The organism is Pseudomonas sp. BF-B-15, from assembly GCF_019946675.1.
In the GTDB taxonomy this organism is placed as follows: domain Bacteria; phylum Pseudomonadota; class Gammaproteobacteria; order Pseudomonadales; family Pseudomonadaceae; genus Aquipseudomonas; species Aquipseudomonas migulae.
Map to the genome: position 1 here is coordinate 1 of NZ_JAGYFZ010000111.1, position 18,718 is coordinate 18,718.

Here is an 18,718-nt window from a genome sequence, read left to right on the forward strand (position 1 = left end):
TTGGAACCACCTGATCCCATCCCGAACTCAGCAGTGAAACGATGCATCGCCGATGGTAGTGTGGGGTTTCCCCATGTGAGAGTAGGTCATCGTCAAGATTAAATTCCGAAACCCCAATTGCGAAAGCAGTTGGGGTTTTGTTTTGCCCGCAGGAAAGTGGCGTAAAGAAATTTAGGGATACGCAAAAGCTTTGCAGGTTGTCGATCAGTTATGGCCCACTGTTCGCGCTGCTTCCGTCCCTGGAGGTCACAATGCCGCCCATCATCACGCGCCTGGTGGCGCTGTTTGTTCTTTGTCTGACGCTAGAAGTGCCAGCCCAGCCCGGCGCCTGCCCAGCTGGCGAGAAACAAGTTTGCCTGGACGACTGCATCTGCCTGCCAGACCTGGGGCAAGTGCTCGGCCCCGTGCCTGATGGTGTCTACCAGATCGCTGCACCTGCCCTGGCGCTGTGGCTGACCCAAGCCCACGCTGAAGTAGTCAACACCAGCATCCAACCCATCCCACCGCACATCCGCGAGCAACTGCTGCGCTGGTACGAGCCCGGTGTCCTCGATGCCGCGGGCTATAAAGTCAGCGACAACGGTCAGTTCAGTGCCGCCACTGCCATGCTGCAAAACCCCGATGTCGGAGCTGTGACGCTGATCGACATCATTCTCTTCCGGGACGCTCAAACCGCAGAACAGGATGTCGCGCTCTGGGCTCACGAACTCAAGCATGTGCAGCAGTTTCAGGAGTGGGGAGTCGATGGATTTGCCCAGCGGTATACACAGGATTTCAATGCGGTGGAGGCGCCGGCTTATGCCATACAGGCCGAGGTCAGGCGGTTTGTGCGGGGAGGGGCTGACTGAAAGGTAGCGTTCACGAAACGTCAGCACGTCATCAATGACTTCCCCGCTATACAAACGTAATCTTGTCGATTCGCTTCCCAAGACAAGAAAAAAACAGGAGTCATTAATGCAACCGATCCGTCTCGGTCTGGTGGGCTACGGCAAGATTGCCCAGGATCAACACGTTCCAGCGATCAACGCCAACCCCGCGTTCCAGTTGGTCGCTGTCGCAACGCAAGGGCAACCCTGCGCCGGCGTAGAGAACTTTCAGTCCCTGGGCGAGCTGCTCGAAAACGGCCCGCCTGTGGATGCGATTGCGTTTTGCACTCCACCGCAAGGACGATTCGCACTGGTGCAACAAGCGCTGGCCGCAGGTAAACACGTACTGGTCGAAAAACCTCCGTGCGCCACGTTGGGCGAAGCGATGGCGTTGGTGAATCAGGTTGCAGAGCAAGGCGTCAGCGGTCTGTTCGCCTGGCATTCACGCTACGCGCCCGGCATTGAAGCCGCTCGTGACTGGCTGGCCACCCGCACCCTGCAAAGCGTACAGATCGACTGGAAGGAAGACGTGCGCAAGTGGCACCCCGGCCAGGCGTGGATCTGGCAACCCGGCGGCCTGGGCGTCTTCGATCCCGGCATCAATGCCTTGTCGATTGCGACTCATCTGCTGCCCCTGTCGCTGTTTGTCGAGTCCGCCGAACTGCGCGTCCCCGACAACTGCCAGTCGCCTATCGCCGCGTCCATCAAAATGTCCGACGCGCGCCACCTCGATGTTCGTGCGGAGTTCGATTTCGACCACGGCCATGACGAACTCTGGAGCATCGAGATTCGCTGCGCCGAAGGCATCCTGCGACTGGACAACGGCGGCGCACTCTTGAGTATCGACGGCGTGCGCCAGGCCGTATCGGAGGAGGGCGAGTACGCGGCGGTGTATCGACATTTTCAACAGCTGATTGGCGACAAGGCCAGTGACCTGGATCTCCAGCCGCTGCGACTGGTCGCCGATAGCTTTTTTGTCGGCAGCCGGGCGTTGGTTGAGCCGTTCTACGATTAGTGACTGCTCAGGTAAAGGCATTGGCGCGTCGGCAGGCAACGTGGTCTTGTGCCGAGTTCTTTCGCGCCAATCGACAAACTCTACGCCCGGGGTTGCACGCTACTCTGCTGCCTTGAGCGTGTTGACCTGAACCAGGAGCGTTGAAGTCTCGGAGGTTTCCACGAACAGGTCATAGGCCTCCAGATAGAGGTACGCATTGCTTGTCTTCAGTGCGCTATCGGTGACGCATGTAACCTTGCGCGCCAGTCCCTGCAACGAGGCAACTGTTTGTGTAGCAGGGAAGGATTCACCCACCGAACACTCAAATTTCTGCACGAAAGTTTTGCCAGCGCTGTCAGTAAATTTTTTGCTGTAGGCGATATCGCTCCCGGGTTTCAGGTTTTGCCAATCGCCATCCAGGTCGATGTCTGCAAGGTTGCTTCGCTGGTCGGTTTTGCCCGCGATCTGAGATCGGCTCGTTGCTGCAAGTTCGATCATCCCGCGCCAGCGCAGTCTCACGCTCTCGCTGCCTAACGCTCCCGTTGCCTGCTCGCGCCAGATCCCGCGAGCCGGGCCCGGTTGCAGATACAAGTCCATTGGATGGTCGTTGATCACGGCGCGCGGCACCAGTGGGGAGGAGGCGTTGTAAGTGAATTGCAAATGACTGAGCGTGTGGGTCGGTTGTCCCTGTGGCAGTGCGCTTACCTGTGCCAATAGCGGTGCCGAAGCCTCTGGCGTCAGCATGTTCGGCGGCAGTTTTTTGCGGATGACTGGCGTGGCGAGTTGCGCCATGTTGGCGGGTTCGGCGCACACGGTGCCAATCAGTCGGGCGCGTTGTTCTTTGTCCAGGGCGCTATCAAGCGGCTGAACGGGCGGTGGCAGCAAAATGTCCTCGCCCAGGCGATAAGCCAAGCGGGTGCTGGCCTGTCGGGTCGCACAGTCGACTTCAATACGCTCGAACTGGCGGCCATAGGGCTTGCCTTCGCTTTCATCCAGGCGGGTGCGGCCATAGTCGATGCCCGCCCATATCGAACGCCGTGAGTTGTCTATGGCCAGTGTGCCTGGGTCTAGTAACAAGACGTCTTCGGTTTCGCCGGGCAACTGCTTCCAGGCACTGTTCCGGACTGCCTGGCACATCTGCTGGGCGATGTTGCGCGCTGGGTCTGCTGGCAGGACGTAAGGGCTGCTCCAGTCCTTTTCGCGTCGATAATCCATGGCTAAAGTCGACAAGTTGCAGCCAGCGAAAAGCCGGGCCTGGGTGGCCGGCGCGGCGCCTTCGGCCGGCACATTAACCATCACCATGGCCGTTTGGTCGAGTCTCAGCGTGGTATCCAATGGCAAAGGCCGGGCTTGTATCCGGGTCATCATGGCTTGATTTTGTACGAGGCGCTCGGCAGACATCCGCTTGTAGTAATCGGCCATCCCGTTGCCTTGCAGGGCACAACCCGTGAGGGACACGGCAAAAACGGCGCCCGTCAGGCGAAATACAATACTCACGGCAAACAGCTCCTTAGCGCCCTATATCAAGACCATTTGAATCGGCTTGACCGTCAAAACCTTTAGGGCGGCGAGTGGCTGCGTTTGTTTTCGTTCTTCAGATTTTCCTGGCGGGGGCGGCGTCATCACCCAATCAGTTGCCATGACGCCTGTTCACCTGGACGCCAATTCAATTGGTGACCAACAGCTCCGGGCCGAGGTAGTCGTTGATGTGGTCGATGTCGTCGTCGCCCAGGCTGCCCACCGAAGAGGCCAGGCGCAGGCGCGACATCAAGTAACGCAGCTTCGCCTCGAACAGATCGTGGCGTGCAACGAAGAGCAGTTCTTCGGCATTGAGGACGTCCGAGTTGGTGCTGGTGCCTCCTTCCTTGAAACCCTTGCGTGTGGACAGCAGTGAGCGTTCGTTGGACTCTACGGCCCGCTCCAGGGCGTGAATACGTTTGGCGCCGCTCTGTACGCCGGCGTACTCGCGGGTGGTGCCGGAGATGACTTCCTGTCGCGTGGCGTCGAGTTCGTCCAGGGCCTTGGAACTATTGGAACTGGCCTGGCGTGCCAGCGCGCTGGTGCCGCCACCGTTGTACAGCGGGAAGTTGACTTCCAGCCCGATTGAGCCGTAGCGGTTGCGTTGATTCAGCTCGGAGATGGATTGGCTATCGCCCGCGGTGTAGCCGGCAACGAAATCCAGTGTCGGCCAGTGGCCCGCCTTGACGCGTTTCACTTCTTCTTCAGCAAGGTCGCTGCTATGACGGCGCGCATGGATCAGCGGGCTGTCGCTCTGAGCCTTGACCAACCAGTCCTGCAGGTTGCTCGGCAGCAGCGGTGGCGTATCGAAAGTCGGACGCAAGGTGGTCAACGATTCTGGGGTTTCTCCGATGTACTCCTCAAGCTTGCGGCGGGCATTGATCAGGTTGTCTTGCGCTTCGATCAGCTCGGCATCGGCGAGGTCGCGGCGAGCGATCGACTCGTCGATGTCGGTGACGGTGCCGGCCCCCAGCTCCATGCGCCGTTTCGCCGAAGCGAGTTGCTCCTCGAAGGCGTTCAGCTTGGACTTGGCGAGGACGATGGTTTCGCTGGCCAGCAGCACGTCGAAATAGCTTTCGGCGAGGCGCACCGCGGCGTCCTGACTCTTGGCATCGAACACCGCGACGCTGTAGTCGGCACGCTGTTTACCCTGGCGGTACTCGGCCATTTTCTGTTTGTTGAACAGCGGCTGGCGCAAGCGCACGTTGGCGCCCTTGGAGTCGTAGTCCAGATCCCTCTCGATGCCGCTCTGGCGCTGGGTGCCATTGACCTTGTTGTCGTAGGCCGAGGCACTGATCTGCGGCAGCAGACCGGCCTGGCCGATGGCGCGGTTTTCCAGGCCGGCCTCCTTTTCATGCACAGCGGCGCGATAGACGGGGCCTTGGTACTGCAACAGATCCCACGCTTGTTTGAGATCAATGGCGCTGGCAGGCAGAGACAGCGATAGCAGGCAGGCGAACAGGCAATGACGGTCCATTTCATTGTTCCTTGAAAGAGCTGTCAACACGGTCGAGCATTGGTTTCAGAAGATAGCTCATCATGTTGCGCTCGCCAGTTTTGATGGTGACGCTGGCGGGCATGCCGGGACGAATGTGATTGCTGCCAAGCAGGTTCATGCCATCGGGTGTGACCTCTACCTGAGCCAGATAGAACGGTTGCTTGCTTTCCTCGTCCATCAGGCGGTCGGCGGAAACGGTCTTCACGCGGCCTGGGATGTTGGGCGTCTGGGCATGGTTGAAGGCCGGGAAGGCAATGTCCACGGCGAGGCCGGGGACCATCTTGTCGATGGCCTGCACGGGAATCATCGCGTCGACCTGCAGCGGCTCGTTGTCCGGAACGATTTCCATGATCTTGAAGCCGGGCTGGATGATCCCGCCGACAGTCGCAATGCTCAGGGACTGGACCATGCCATCGATGGGCGATCGAATCACCGTGTGGGTCACTTCATAGTCCAGCGCACGCAAACGGTCGGCCAGGGTGGTGTTTTCCTTGGCGGTGTCGGTGAGCTGCGATTCGACTTCCTTCAGGTAATCGTGCTGGCGCTGCAGGATGCGCAGCTTGATTTCGGTGGTCTGGCTACGCACGCGAGCGATGTTGTTGAGGTTCTCGGCCTGGCCGGCGGAGAGGTCGGCATTGCTGCGTTCCAGTTCCAGCAGGCGGTTGCGCGGCACATAGCCTTCGGCTGCCAGCACGCGGGTGCCTTTCAGTTCCTGGTTGAGGAAGTTGATCTGCGAGGCGCGGGCGCCATAGACCTGTTGCAGGCCCTTGAGCTGCACCGCCGACGCCGCGAGGTTTTCCTGCAGGATGCTGATTTCGCCAGCGAGGCCGGCGCGTCGGGTGTTCAGCAGGCGTTGCTGCAGATCCATGGCAGCCAGCAGGCGGTGGTCATTCCCGAAGCGCTTGAACAGTTCGGGATCGAAGTTCACTACGTCGAGGTTGTCACGTTCCGCTTCCAGGCGGTTTTCCACCGTCTTGCTGACGATGTACTGGGCGCTGACCGCACCCTGTTCGGCAAGGGCGCGCAGCGAATCGAGGCGGACCACCTCCTGGCCTTTTTTCACGGAATCGCCTTCGCGGACAAGAATGGCCTCCACGGTGCCGCCGCTCAGATGCTGCACGGCTTTGCGATTGCTGGTGACTTTTACCGTGCCTGTCGCTACCACGCCGGCATCCAGCGGCGCCAGCCACGACCACAGGAGGAAGCCGCCGAAACCGGCGAGCACCAGCCACAGGCCCCTGCGCACAGGTTTGGCGACGTCCAGATCTACATCGTTCCTGGGATCGACGTGAATCATCTCGGTGTGTTGGCTCATTTGCATGATCGGTCACTCCCGCGTTTTGACGGAGGCCAGCGGAGTCGACGCGCCTGCAGGCATCACACTCGCCTTGCGCAGCGCTGCGAATACTTCGTCGCGAGTGCCGAGCATCTGCACGCCGCCGTCACGCAGCATCAGCACCTTGTCGACGGCGCAGAGCACATTGGGACGGTGGGAAATCAGAATGACGGTGGCGCCACGGTCTTTGAGTTGGGCCAGTGCATCGACCAACGCCTTTTCACCGACGTCGTCGAGGTTGGCGTTCGGCTCATCGAGCACAATCAGATTGGGGTCTCCATACAGCGCGCGGGCCAAGGCGATGCGTTGCTTCTGGCCACCGGAAAGCGGGCTGCCATCGGTGCCCAGGCGGGTCTCATAACCTTGCGCAAAACGCAGGATCATCTCGTGCACGCCCGTCGTTCTGGCGGCGCGGATGACCGCGTCGCTGTCCACTTCGCCAAAGCGCGCAATGTTGTCGGCGATGGTGCCTTCGAACAGCTCCACGTCCTGTGGCAGGTAACCGAGCCAAGGGCCAAGTTCGCCTTTGTTCCAGGTGAATATGTCCGCGCCGTCGAGGCGCACCTTGCCGGCCTGTGCCGGCCAGACGCCGACCAACAGGCGGGCGAGGGTGGATTTGCCCGAGGCGGATGGGCCGATAATGCCAAGGCTTTCGCCGGGGGAAAGGTTGAAGCTCACCCCGCGCAGAATCGTGTTGTTGGTGCCGGGGGAGCCGGCGTACACATTCTCCACTGCCAGCATGCCCAGCGGGCGTTGCAGCGACATGCTCGGTGGCCGGCGCGGAAAGTCGTTGAGCATTTCATTCAACCGGCCCCAGGCCGAACGGCAGCCAAGCAGTTGCTTCCACGACGCGATGACTTGTTCCACCGGGCCCAGCGCGCGGCCGGTAAGGATCGAGCAGGCAATCATCATCCCGGGGGTGATCTTGCCTTCGATCGCCAGCAGCGCACCGGCGCCGAGGATCAGCGATTGCAAGGTGATGCGCACGAAGCGCCCGGTGCTGCTGATCAGGGCGGCCCGGTCTGAGGCCAGGGTCTGCATTTCCAGAATGCGCAAATGGCTTTGGTACCAGCGCTTGCCGATCGACGGCAACATGCCCATGGCCTCGATGACCTCGGCGTTGCGCAGGTTGTTGTTGGCGTAGGTGGCGGAGGAGAGGGCGGCCTGATTGGCTTCGGCCAGCGGCTTTTGCGTCGCCTTCTCGGTGAGGTAAGCCAGGCCCATCAGAATCAGCGAGCCGATGAGCGTGACCAGTCCGAGCAGCGGGTGGATCAGGTAGGCGACCAGCAGGTAGATCGGCGTCCATGGCGCATCAAAGAACGCGAACAGGCTGTTGCCGGTGAGGAACTGACGCACCTGCGCGAGATCCTGCAGGGCCTGGGCCGGATTGCCTCCGGCGCGGTTCAGGTTGCGCTCGAATGCGGCGGTGAAAATGCGTCGATTGAGGTCCATGTCGAGGCAGTTGCCGACCCGGATCAGCACACGGGTGCGGAACATTTCAAGCGTGGACATCAGCAAGAACAGGCCTATCACCAGAACGGTCAGCATCGTCAACGTTGTGACGTTGCGACTGACCAAGGCTCGATCATAGACCTGCAACATGTAAACGGCTGGCGTCAACATCATGACGTTGATGACGCCGCTGAAACCCGCCAGGGAGTAAAAACTACGACGAAGTCGGAAGAGTGCGTCGGCCAGTTCGGATCGAGAGTTCGACTGCTTGTGCATTTGGCTGACCCCCTCTTCAAAAAGCCGTTTGCCCTTGCGGAGCAGCAGCTAACAGATTTAGTCACGTGGGTAGCCGTCGATACGCAGGTTCGCTCTCGGGCGAATCTCATGCAAATTTCTGCGTTGCTCCCGTAGCAAGCAGCGTAGGTCGCGGCGAAACAATCTGAAATAACATTTCGCTCTAATGGTGCGTCAATCTTTCTATAAGTCCATTAAAAACAGCGAGTTGAGAGGCTTAGCACCGGTCGTCCGGTTTGTCCGTCGTAAAATTGACAATTTTTTGCTATCCAACTTTAGTCTTACTCATTGACGACAACCGTCCGCCTGAAGTCTGTCAACTCTTTGGCAGCGAAAAGCGCGGTGGTTCTCCGAAGGAGCACAGCATGTCGATCACTTCGTTCTACTGCAGAGGGAAGGGGCTGTTCAGCAAGTTCGCCTTGACCTCAAGTTTCCATGGCCCGCCTAGGGCCCGGGTTCGCTCTGCCTGATCGCTTAGCGAGCCATTCTTTCGCGAGTTCCGCGAATTCCAGGCGCGCATACCGGGGGCCGTACTGACGGCTTTGCCTTCCCGTGTCAGCTCTCGCCAAAAAAATGAACCTACACACTGCGCAAGCCAGCACCCGACTGGGCGCGGGAGGATTCTTTTCGTCCCGTGCCCTTCACCAAAGAAATCGAGGGCAAGCAAAATGGCCAATTTCAACAAGTCCGACCTGGAGTTCATCCTCAAACAAATTTTCATCGCAGAAGCACATGCCGACGGCGCTAGCCTCAGTGATTTGCTACCCAACAGTCAGGTGCCTTTCGGCCTGCGCACCGTCGATGGCAGCTACAACAACCTGGTGACCGGGCAAAGTGAGTTTGGCGCTGCGGACAATGCCTTCCCGCGCCTGCTGGACCCCTCGTTTCTGGCGTCATACTCCGGGACAGGGGATGTGATCGACCCACAACCACGGATTATCAGTAACCTGATCGTTGATCAGACCGCCAACAACCCGGCTGCGGTTGCGGCGAACGGCGGTGCCGACCCGGTCATCAGCCCCGGTCCCGATGGTGTCTTCGGCACCGATGACGACAAGCAAGTGTTCTTCATCCCCAACCAGTCGGCGGACGCCGGTCTGACTGCGGGCTTCAACTCGTGGATGACTTTCTTCGGCCAGTTCTTCGACCACGGCCTCGACCTGGTCAGCAAGAGCGCTACCGATTTTGTGTTTATTCCGTTGCAGCCGGACGATCCGTTGTTCGTGCCGGGCAGTCCGACCAACTTCATGGTGCTGCCACGGGCCGTGCGTACGGCCGGCGCGGACGGAATTGTTGGCACGACGGACGATGGGCAGCTCAACACCACTTCGCCGTTCGTAGACCAAAGCCAGACTTACAGCTCCCACCCCTCGCATCAGGTATTTCTGCGCGAGTATGTCATCAACGCGGCAGGTGACCCTGTTGCAACCGGGCGCTTGATTACCAATCGCGATCTGGGCGCCGATGGCGAGTTCGGCACTGCCGATGATGGCGGCGCCGAAAATGGCGGCATGGCGACCTGGGCAGTGGTCAAGGCTCAGGCCCGTGACATTCTCGGGATCAACCTGACCGACGCCGATGTGCACAACGTGCCGCTGCTGGCGACCGACGCGTATGGCAACTTCATCCGTGGCCCGGGCGGTATGCCGCAGGTGGTGATGCGCATCAGCAACGGCGCAGACGGTATCGCCGGTACGGCGGATGACATCACGCAACTGGTCGAAGGCAACCGGGATGCTCCGATCAGTCTGGCCAACGCCGTGAGCACCGGGCATGGCTTCCTCGACGACATCGCGCACAATGCCGCGCCGGTGCTCGTCGACGGGGTTTTGCAGGCGGATGGTGACACCGAAATCGGCAATGCGCAGCCAGTGGGCGCGGGCGGCAACAACCTGACCTACGACAACGAACTGCTCGACGCTCACTACATTGCCGGCGATGGCCGGGCGAACGAAAACATCGGCCTGACCACTGTGCACCATGTGTTCCACTCCGAACACAACCGCCTGGTCCAGCAGTCCAAGGAAACCATCCTGGCCTCTGGCGATCTGGCGTTTCTCAATGAGTGGCTGGCAGACGACGTCGCGGCAATTCCGACGACTCCCGCCGAAATCGCAGGATTGGTGTGGGATGGCGAACGGCTGTTCCAGGCCGCCAAGTTCGGCACCGAGATGCAGTATCAGCACCTGGTGTTCGAGGAATTTGCGCGGACCGTTCAGCCGCAGGTCGACGAATTCCTTGCCCCCAACGGCTATGACACCTCGATCAACCCGGCCATCCTCGCCGAGTTCGCCCACGTGGTGTATCGCTTCGGTCACTCGATGTTGACCGAGACAGTCGATCGCTTTGACCCCGAATTCAATCCGGTCCTCTCTGACCCGAACAACCCTGACGCGCAACTCGGTCTGATCGCAGCCTTCCTCAACCCTCTGGCATTTGCCGGCAGCGGGGCTACCGCTGACGAAGCGGCAGGGGCGATCATTCGCGGTGTGACCCGTCAGCTCGGCAACGAGATCGACGAGTTCGTCACCGAAGCGTTGCGCAACAATCTGCTGGGTCTGCCCCTCGATTTGCCGGCCCTGAACCTGGCGCGTGGTCGCGACACCGGCATCCCTACGTTGAATGAGGCGCGGCGTGAGTTTTACCAGGCAACCGGCGACAGCCAACTCAAGCCGTACATCAGTTGGGCTGACTTGGCGGAAAACCTCAAACACCCCGAATCCTTGGTCAACTTCATCGCGGCCTTCGGTACTCACGGTGCATTGACTGCGGCCGATGTGGATACGCTGGTCGAGATGCGTGCGGTCGCTGCGGCCCTGGTGTTTGGCGGCAGCGCGGTGATCAACGCCGGCACTGCCGATGAGCGTACTTTTACCGCCACGGAAGAGGATCGCCTGGCATTCCTTAACAGCTCGGGCACCTACGCCATGGTCAATGGCGTCACCACCACCGGTGTCGACGACATCGACTTCTGGGTCGGCGGCCTTGCCGAAGAGAAGATGCCGTTCGGCGGTATGCTCGGCTCGACGTTCAACTTCGTGTTTGAAACCCAGATGGAGGCGTTGCAGAACGGCGACCGGTTCTACTACCTGTCGCGTACGGCGGGCCTGAACTTCGGCACCGAGCTTGAGAACAACTCCTTCGCCAAGCTGATCATGCTCAACACCGATGTCACCCACCTGTCGAACACCGTGTTCCTGACGCCGACGTTCACTCTCGAAGTGACCCAGGCCAATCAGTTCACCGGCCTTGGCGTCGGCGGTCGTGACGACCCGACGGGCGGCATCATGATCAACGGCGTGGAAGTCGTGCCGCTGGTGATCCGCGACAACCCCGACACCGTGGGCACGGACAGTAATTTTCTGCATTACACCGGTGAAGATCATGTCGTCCTCGGCGGCACCGCCGCCGATGACATCATCATCTCCGGTGAAGGTGATGACACCGTTTACGGCGACGGCGGCAACGATGTCCTCGAGGGCGGCGCCGGGAACGATGCGGTACTTGGCGGCGCGGGTGATGACATCATCACCGACTCGTTCGGCGACAACCGCCTGGAAGGCAATGCCGGTAACGACGTGATCGTGGCCGGTAAAATGGGGGTTGCGGGCAACCTGATCCTTGGCGGCGATGGCCAGGACTTCATCATCACCACCGAAGACATCAGCACCACCTTCGGCGGTCAGGGTGACGACTTCATCCTCGGTGCCAAGACCAACCTGCCACCGACCGGCAACGAAGGTGATGACTGGATCGAGAAAGGCACCCAGGACGGTGCGCCTGGCGATAACTTCTCGCCATTGCTCAATGACGATGTGGTCGGCAACGACATCTTTGTCGGCGGTGGTGGCTTCGATGAAATGATCGGCGAGGGTGGCGATGACATCTTTGTCGGCAGCGATGCCCAGGACAAGATGGACGGCATGTCCGGGTTCGACTGGGTGACCTTCAAAAATGACCAGGTCGGCGTGACCGCCGACTTGTCCCTGGCCGCGCTGGCCCAGCCACACGGCAACGCGCCAAACCAGAACGCCGGGGTGTTCAATCCGGTCGGTGCCTCGCCGGCCTCGATTCTCGACCGTTTCGCCGAGGTCGAAGGCTTGTCCGGTTCGAATTTCGGCGACGTCCTCAAAGGCGATGATGTTGATGCGGTCACTATCCTCAACCACGGTGGTGCCACGGGTGGTGCACTGACCAATGTGGACTTGATCCGTGGACTGGCGCAGTTCCTGTCCGATGCCGGCTTGCCGACCACCGGCTTTGCCACGGGCAACATCATCCTCGGTGGCAATGGCAGTGACCTGATCGAGGGCCGCGGCGGCGATGATCTGATCGATGGCGACAAATGGATCAACGTCAGAATCGCAGTTTATGCCCCCGGCGACGTCAACCATACCGGCCCCGAGATCGCCAGCTTCGACAGCATGGCTGATATGATCCCGTTCATGCTGGACCGTACGTATAACCCTGGGCAGCTCAAGGCCGTGCGGGAAATCCTGCCCGGCACCTCGACGGGCGGGGCGGCGTTCGACACCGCGATTTTCTCCGGGCTTCAGTCCGAGTACACGGTGACCCAGGACACCCGTGGCACGGCCAACCTGGCGGACGATGTCTGGACGGTGACGGATACCGTTGCGGGTCGCGACGGCACCGATACCCTGCTGCATATCGAGCGCCTGCAATTCGCCGACACCCAGCGGGTGCTGGTACCGGGGCTGAACGCACAACCGGTCGGCAGGCCGACTGTCACGGATGGCAACGGCGGCGACATTACAGTGGGCGACACACTGACCGTGAGCATGCTCGGGGTGAGCGATGCCAACAACGTCACTGCGGGTAACCCGCAGGGTCTCGTCAACAATACTTCGGTGTCTTACTACTGGCAGTTCGAAGCCGACCCCGGCAGTGGCGTGTTCGAAGACATCATCCTGTTGCCTGCGGGTGACCTGGCGTTCCAGAGTGCCGATGGCACCGCGTTCAAGGTCTCGCCGGATCTTGCCGGGTTGTCACTGCGGGTCAAGGCGATCTACCAGGATGGCCATGGCACGACTGAAGTGGTGTTCTCGCAACCGACAGGCGTCGTGGCTCCCGGCGCACCGGTCGTGCCGACCGCACCGACACCGGTAGTCAATGCCACCGAGGGTGGCCCGGGCCTTAACATGGTCCGCTCCGACCTCAACTTCATCCTTGATCAGATCAAGATTGCCGAGGCTGAAGCGGGCGGTCAGGACATCCTCTCGCTGATCCCGAACATCCGTGCGCCGCTGGGCCTGCGTGCGGTCGATGGCTCGAACAACAACCTGATGAACCTCAATGGCATCAACAACACCGAGTTTGGTGCTGCGGATAACACCTTCCCGCGTTTGACCGATCCGGTCTTCAATCCGGCGGAAGGTGCACCTGCCGGGTTCTTTGGCCCTGGCTCGCCGGCCATTCCGGGATCGTCGTATCAGCAGACCAGCGGCAATGTGTTTGACTCGCAGCCGCGCACGATCAGCAATCTGATCGTCGATCAGACGTCGAATAACCCGGCGGCGTATGCCACGGCGTACGACGTGGGCGCGGACGGTGTGCTCAACTTCGGCGCGGAGGGTAGCGACGATGTGCTCAAGGATGGCGTACGGATAGTCGCCAGCCCCGGCCTGGATGGTCAGTTCGGTACTGGCGACGACCACGATGTGTACATGTTCGAGAACACCGCTCCGGATGCCGGGTTGTCCGCGCCGTTCAACGCCTGGATGACCTTCTTCGGGCAGTTCTTCGATCACGGTCTGGACCTGGTGACCAAAGGCGGTTCGGGCACCATCTTCATTCCGCTGCAACCGGATGATCCGCTGTATGTGCCAGGCGGCAACGCTAACTTCATGGTGCTGACCCGCGCGACCAACCAGCCAGGCGCGGATGGTGTTCTCGGCACGGCCGATGACATCCATGAGCACTCCAACACCACCACGCCGTTCGTGGACCAAAACCAGACCTACAGCTCGCACCCATCGCATCAGGTGTTCCTGCGCGGGTATCTGCTGACCGATGACGGACCCATCGCGACGGGCAGGCTGATCACCAACCGTGACCTGGGAGCGGACGGTAAGTTTGGTACTTCAGACGACAGCGAAATCGGTGGCATGGCCACCTGGAAAGTGGTAAAGGCGCAAGCCAACGACATTCTGGGTATCCACCTGACCGATGCCGACGTCGATAACGCCCCGCTGTTGGCGACCGATGCCTATGGCAATTTCATCAAGGGGCCGAACGGCTTCCCGATGGTCGTGATGAAAGGCCTTGACGGTCTTGGCGGTACGGCGGATGACGAGCTTGTCGAAGGTAATCCGCTTGCCCCTATTGACCTGACCAATGCTGTGCGCACCGGTCACCAGTTCCTCGTCGACATTGCCCACAATGCCGCGCCGGTGTTCATCGGTGGCGTGCTCGCGCCTGATGGCGATTCTGAAACTGGCAACGACGTGCCGGTCAATCCACAAACCGGGGCCAACCTGGCCTACGACAACGAGTTGCTGGATGCGCACTACATCGCTGGCGACGGCCGGGTCAACGAGAACATCGGCCTGACGGCGGTGCATGCGATCTTCCACTCCGAGCACAATCGGCTGGTCGCGCAAACCAAAGACACCGTGCTCGACTCGGGTGACGTGGCTTTCCTGAACGAGTGGCTGCTCAATCCAGTGAGCGCGTTGCCGGTCAATCAGGCGGAGATAGATGCGTTGGTATGGAATGGCGAACGCCTGTTCCAGGCGGCCAAGTTCGGCACCGAGATGCAGTATCAGCATCTGGTGTTCGAGGAATTTGCCCGGACCATCCAGCCTAACGTCGACCTGTTTTTCGCACCGACCCAGGTCTATGACGTTGACCTCGATGCCTCGATCGTCGCCGAGTTCGCCCACACCGTGTACCGGTTTGGCCACTCGATGCTGACCGAGACCGTCGATCGCTTCGACGTTGATTTCAACGTGATCGGCGATCCGAACAGTGCTGATCCCGATCAGCAACTGGGCCTGATCGCGGCGTTCCTCAACCCGTTGGCGTACGCCGCCAGTGGCGTGACGCCTGAGGATGCGACCAGTGCGATCGTGCGGGGGATCACTCGGCAAGCCGGTAACGAAATCGACGAGTTCGTCACCGAGGCGCTGCGCAACAACCTGCTGGGGCTGCCGCTCGACCTGCCGGCGATCAACATCGCCCGTGGCCGCGACGTGGGGATTCCTTCACTCAACGCGATTCGCCGCGACATCTACAGCCAAACCGGTGACACCCAACTCAAGCCGTACACCAGCTGGGTCGACCTGGTGCAGCACCTCAAACATCCGGAGTCGTTGATCAACTTCATTGCAGCCTATGGCACCCATGAGACGATCACGGCGGCGACCACGCTGGAAGGCAAACGCGCTGCTGCCATGGCGCTGGTATTCGGTGGTCCGGATGCACCGACTGATCGTCTGGACTTCCTCAACGGCACCGGTGACTGGACCAACGTAACGCGGGCTGGCAAGGATGGCGTGCTGGGAACAGCCGACGATCTGAAGGGCGTGACTATCACGGGGGTCGATGCCATCGACCTGTGGATCGGCGGCCTGGCCGAAGCGAAAACGCCGTTCGGCGGCATGCTCGGCTCGACCTTCAACTTCGTGTTCGAGAACCAGCTGGAAAAACTGCAGGATGGCGACCGCTTCTACTACCTGGAACGTACCGCTGGCCTGTCGATGAATGCCGAGCTTGAAAGCAACTCGTTCGCCAAGCTGATCATGGCCAACACCTCGGCCACGCACTTGCCGGGCCTGGTGTTCTCGGACGTTGCGTTCTATCTGGAAAGGGACCAGAGCAAGCAATTCAACGAAGGCCTGGGCAATGCCGATCCGCTTGGCGAAAACGGCGAACAGGTGGTGTTCCGCGACAACCCTCTGACCGCAGGGCCGGATGCCAACTACATCAAATACACCGGTGCAGAGCACATCGTGATGGGCGGCACCAACAGCGCCGATATTCTCATCGCGAGTGAGGGGGATGACACGGTCTGGGGCGACGGCGGCAACGATCGCATCGAAGGCGGTGACGGCAACGACCAACTGCGCGGTGGCTCCGGCGACGACATCATCACCGACAAGGGCGGCGACGATAACATCCAGGGTGGCGACGGCAACGACGTGCTGCACGGAGGTAACGGCGTCAACCTGATCATCGGCGGGTTCGGCAATGACTTCATCGTGACCGGTGAGGACGCCTCCGAAGCCATTGGTGGTCATGGCAACGACTTCATCCTGGGCAGCAAAGCCAACGAACAGGACATGGGTAACGAAGGCGACGACTGGATCGAGAAGGGCACTTCGGACGGTGCACCTGGCGACAACTTCGACCCGCTCGGCAACGACCCTATCGTTGGCCACGATGTGTTCATCGGCGGTAACGAGAACGATAAGTTCAACGGCGAAGGCGGCGATGACATCATGGTCGGCAGTCTCGGCTTCGGTGATCGCTATATCGGCGGCTCCGGCTTCGACTGGGCAACCTTCAAGGGGCTCGCGCAGGGCGTGACCATCGATTTCACGGACCGTTTCTTCGATGTTCCGCCAGTACCGGGTTCAGGTGCTTCGGCGCTGGTGCGTTTCGACATCATGGAAGGTCTGTCGGGTTCGTCGCACGGTGACTTCCTGCGCGGTGATAACGAAGACGCCACATCGCTGCCTACTGCGGGTGCAACCGGCAGTGTGCTGACCCACATCGACCTGATCAACGGCCTGGCGGATCTGCTGCCAGCCGGAGCGACGTTCTTCGATGGCGGCAACATCATCCTCGGCGGTAGCGGCAGCGACCTGATCGAAGGTCGCGGCGGTGACGACATCATTGATGGTGACAAGTGGCTGAACGTACGCATCAGCGTACGGGCGAACGCTGACGGCACTGGCGATGAAATCGCCACGTTCGACAGCATGGAGCCACTGGTGCCGTTTATGCTGAACGGCACGTACAACCCTGGCCAACTGGTCATCGTGCGGGAGATTCTGACCGGCACTGACAGCTTCGATACGGCGTTGTTCTCCGGTACTTTGGGGGAATACGGCATCGAAATCGATGGCGACACTGTCATCGTGACCGACTCGGTGCTTGGGCGTGATGGCGTCGATCGCCTGACGGGCATCGAGCGTCTGCAGTTCGCTGACGTTGCGATACCGTCCGGAGTCGGCACCGTGCAAAACAGCGACCCATCGGGTCACCTGGCAATCCTCGATGCGACTACCGGTGTGCGTGAAGATACGCCGGTCGCCGGCCAGTTGTTGCGCGTCAGCGGTGCGGGGGTACACGACGCGGACAACCAGAGTGCGGCCAATCCGACCGGCGCGATAACCGGCGGGGTAGCTTACTACTGGCAGGTCGAAACCATTCCCGGTACGGGCGTCTATGAAGACATCACCTTTGTCGCCGCTGGCGAGGCAACGCGGGCGACTGGCTCCACCTTCCTGGTGGGCCCCGATGAGGCGGGTCTGAACATCCGCGTCCGGGCGGTGTACCAGGATGCCCAGGGCACGCTGGAGATCGTCGAATCGTCCGGCAACAGTGAACCGACCGAAGGGGCGACCGTTACCGGGCTTGCCGTGCAGAACCAGCTGTTGACCGCCGACACGTCGACCATCGTCGACGCCGATGGCCTGACCAATCCGCAGTTCACCTACCAGTGGCAGGCGAACGACGGGCTTGGCTTCGTCAACATCGCTGGCGCTACCGGTAGCACGTTCTCGCTTGGCCAGGCTCAGGTCGGCCAGGAAGTGCGCGTGATGATCGGTTACGTCGATAACTTCGGTGTGGCCGAAAGCGTTGCGTCCAACATCCTGGGGCCGGTGGACAACGTCAACGATGCACCGACAGGCGCGTTGCTGATCAGCGATACGACACCGGATCAAGGGCAAGTGCTGACGGCGCTGACTGCCGGGATTGCCGATGTGGACGGGCTGGGCACCTTCAGCTACCAATGGCAGCAAGGTATCGGTGCTTCCTTCTCCAACATCAACGGCGCGACGGCCTCGACCTTCACCCCGGGTGTGGCGCAGGGCAACCTGCAAATACGGGTGATCGTGCGCTACACCGACGGCTTCGGCACGCTGGAGACGTTGACTTCCGCGGCAACCGCAGCGGTTGCGGTGCTCAGTGGCGTAGTGCTGCAAGGTAACGCACAGGCGAACACCCTCACCGGCGGCGCCGGTAACGATGTGCTGCTTGGCCTGGGCGGGAGCGATACGCTGAATGGCCTGGCCGGTACCGACCAGTTGTTTGGCGGCAATGGCAACGACATCCTCAACGGTGGAGACGACAACGACATCCTCAATGGCGAGGACGGTAACGACACCCTCAACGGCGGGCTTGGCGCGGATGCCATGAACGGCGGTGCCGGCAACGACACCTATGTGGTCGACAACGTCGGTGACCTTATCACCGAGGCGGTGGGTGGCGGTACCGATCTGGTGCAAACCGCCTTCGCGAGCTACCTGCTCGATGCCAACGTCGAGAACCTGACCTATACCGGTGCCGGTAACTTCACAGGTACCGGTAACGCACTGGCCAACACCATCACCGGCGGGGTGGGTAACGACCTCCTCGATGGCGGTGCGGGTGCAGACCGGATGGTCGGGGGCGCGGGCAACGATACCTACATCGTCGATGCAGCCACAGACGTGGTGGTCGAGGTGGCGGGTGGCGGTACGGACACCGTGCAGACTTCGTTGGCCAGCTACACGCTGAGCGGTAATGTCGAG

The 18,718-nt window shown here is 60.7% G+C and carries 7 protein-coding genes and 1 rRNA gene; 4 read left to right on the forward strand and 4 right to left on the reverse strand.

Annotated elements, in window-relative coordinates:
* The 3 genes from rrf to KGA97_RS25305 form a co-directional block, all read left to right on the forward strand.
* Positions 1-98, forward strand: a 5S ribosomal RNA gene (gene rrf, locus KGA97_RS25295); the annotation flags it as partial.
* 153 nt (positions 99-251) lie between these two features.
* Positions 252-848, forward strand: a complete 597-nt coding sequence (locus KGA97_RS25300) for a DUF4157 domain-containing protein (protein ID WP_032832496.1) — start codon at positions 252-254, stop codon at positions 846-848.
* A gap of 106 nt (positions 849-954) precedes the next feature.
* Positions 955-1,881 carry a Gfo/Idh/MocA family protein gene (locus KGA97_RS25305; protein WP_223437712.1) on the forward strand — a complete coding sequence of 309 codons (927 nt, stop codon included), beginning with the start codon at positions 955-957 and terminating at the stop codon, positions 1,879-1,881.
* A gap of 99 nt (positions 1,882-1,980) precedes the next feature.
* Here KGA97_RS25305 and KGA97_RS25310 read toward each other — a convergent pair whose 3' ends face one another.
* The 4 genes from KGA97_RS25310 to KGA97_RS25325 form a co-directional block, all read right to left on the reverse strand.
* Positions 1,981-3,357: a hypothetical protein gene (locus KGA97_RS25310; RefSeq protein WP_207286714.1), complete on the reverse strand. Its 1,377-nt coding sequence runs from the start codon at positions 3,355-3,357 to the stop codon at positions 1,981-1,983.
* A 169-nt stretch (positions 3,358-3,526) separates the two neighbouring features.
* A complete protein-coding gene (locus KGA97_RS25315) occupies positions 3,527-4,855 on the reverse strand; it encodes a TolC family outer membrane protein (RefSeq protein ID WP_223481716.1) in 1,329 nt (442 codons plus the stop codon).
* 1 nt (position 4,856) lies between these two features.
* The gene (locus KGA97_RS25320) at positions 4,857-6,197 is read right to left on the reverse strand and encodes an HlyD family type I secretion periplasmic adaptor subunit (RefSeq protein WP_008039525.1); all 1,341 of its coding nucleotides are present in this window, start codon (positions 6,195-6,197) and stop codon (positions 4,857-4,859) included.
* A gap of 6 nt (positions 6,198-6,203) precedes the next feature.
* Positions 6,204-7,940: a type I secretion system permease/ATPase gene (locus tag KGA97_RS25325; protein ID WP_008024527.1), complete on the reverse strand. Its 1,737-nt coding sequence runs from the start codon at positions 7,938-7,940 to the stop codon at positions 6,204-6,206.
* A gap of 686 nt (positions 7,941-8,626) precedes the next feature.
* Here KGA97_RS25325 and KGA97_RS25330 point away from each other — a divergent pair.
* Positions 8,627-18,718: peroxidase family protein (locus KGA97_RS25330; RefSeq protein WP_223481717.1), on the forward strand; the 10,092-nt coding region annotated here is incomplete at its 3' end.

Excerpts from the sequence above, each read along its gene's own strand:
- KGA97_RS25300 (WP_032832496.1), top strand. The coding sequence starts at position 252 with ATGCCGCCCATCATCACGCGCCTGGTGGCGCTGTTTGTTCTTTGTCTG.
- KGA97_RS25305 (WP_223437712.1), top strand. The coding sequence starts at position 955 with ATGCAACCGATCCGTCTCGGTCTGGTGGGCTACGGCAAGATTGCCCAG.
- KGA97_RS25315 (WP_223481716.1), bottom strand. The coding sequence starts at position 4,855 with ATGGACCGTCATTGCCTGTTCGCCTGCCTGCTATCGCTGTCTCTGCCT.
- KGA97_RS25320 (WP_008039525.1), bottom strand. The coding sequence starts at position 6,197 with ATGCAAATGAGCCAACACACCGAGATGATTCACGTCGATCCCAGGAAC.
- KGA97_RS25325 (WP_008024527.1), bottom strand. The coding sequence starts at position 7,940 with ATGCACAAGCAGTCGAACTCTCGATCCGAACTGGCCGACGCACTCTTC.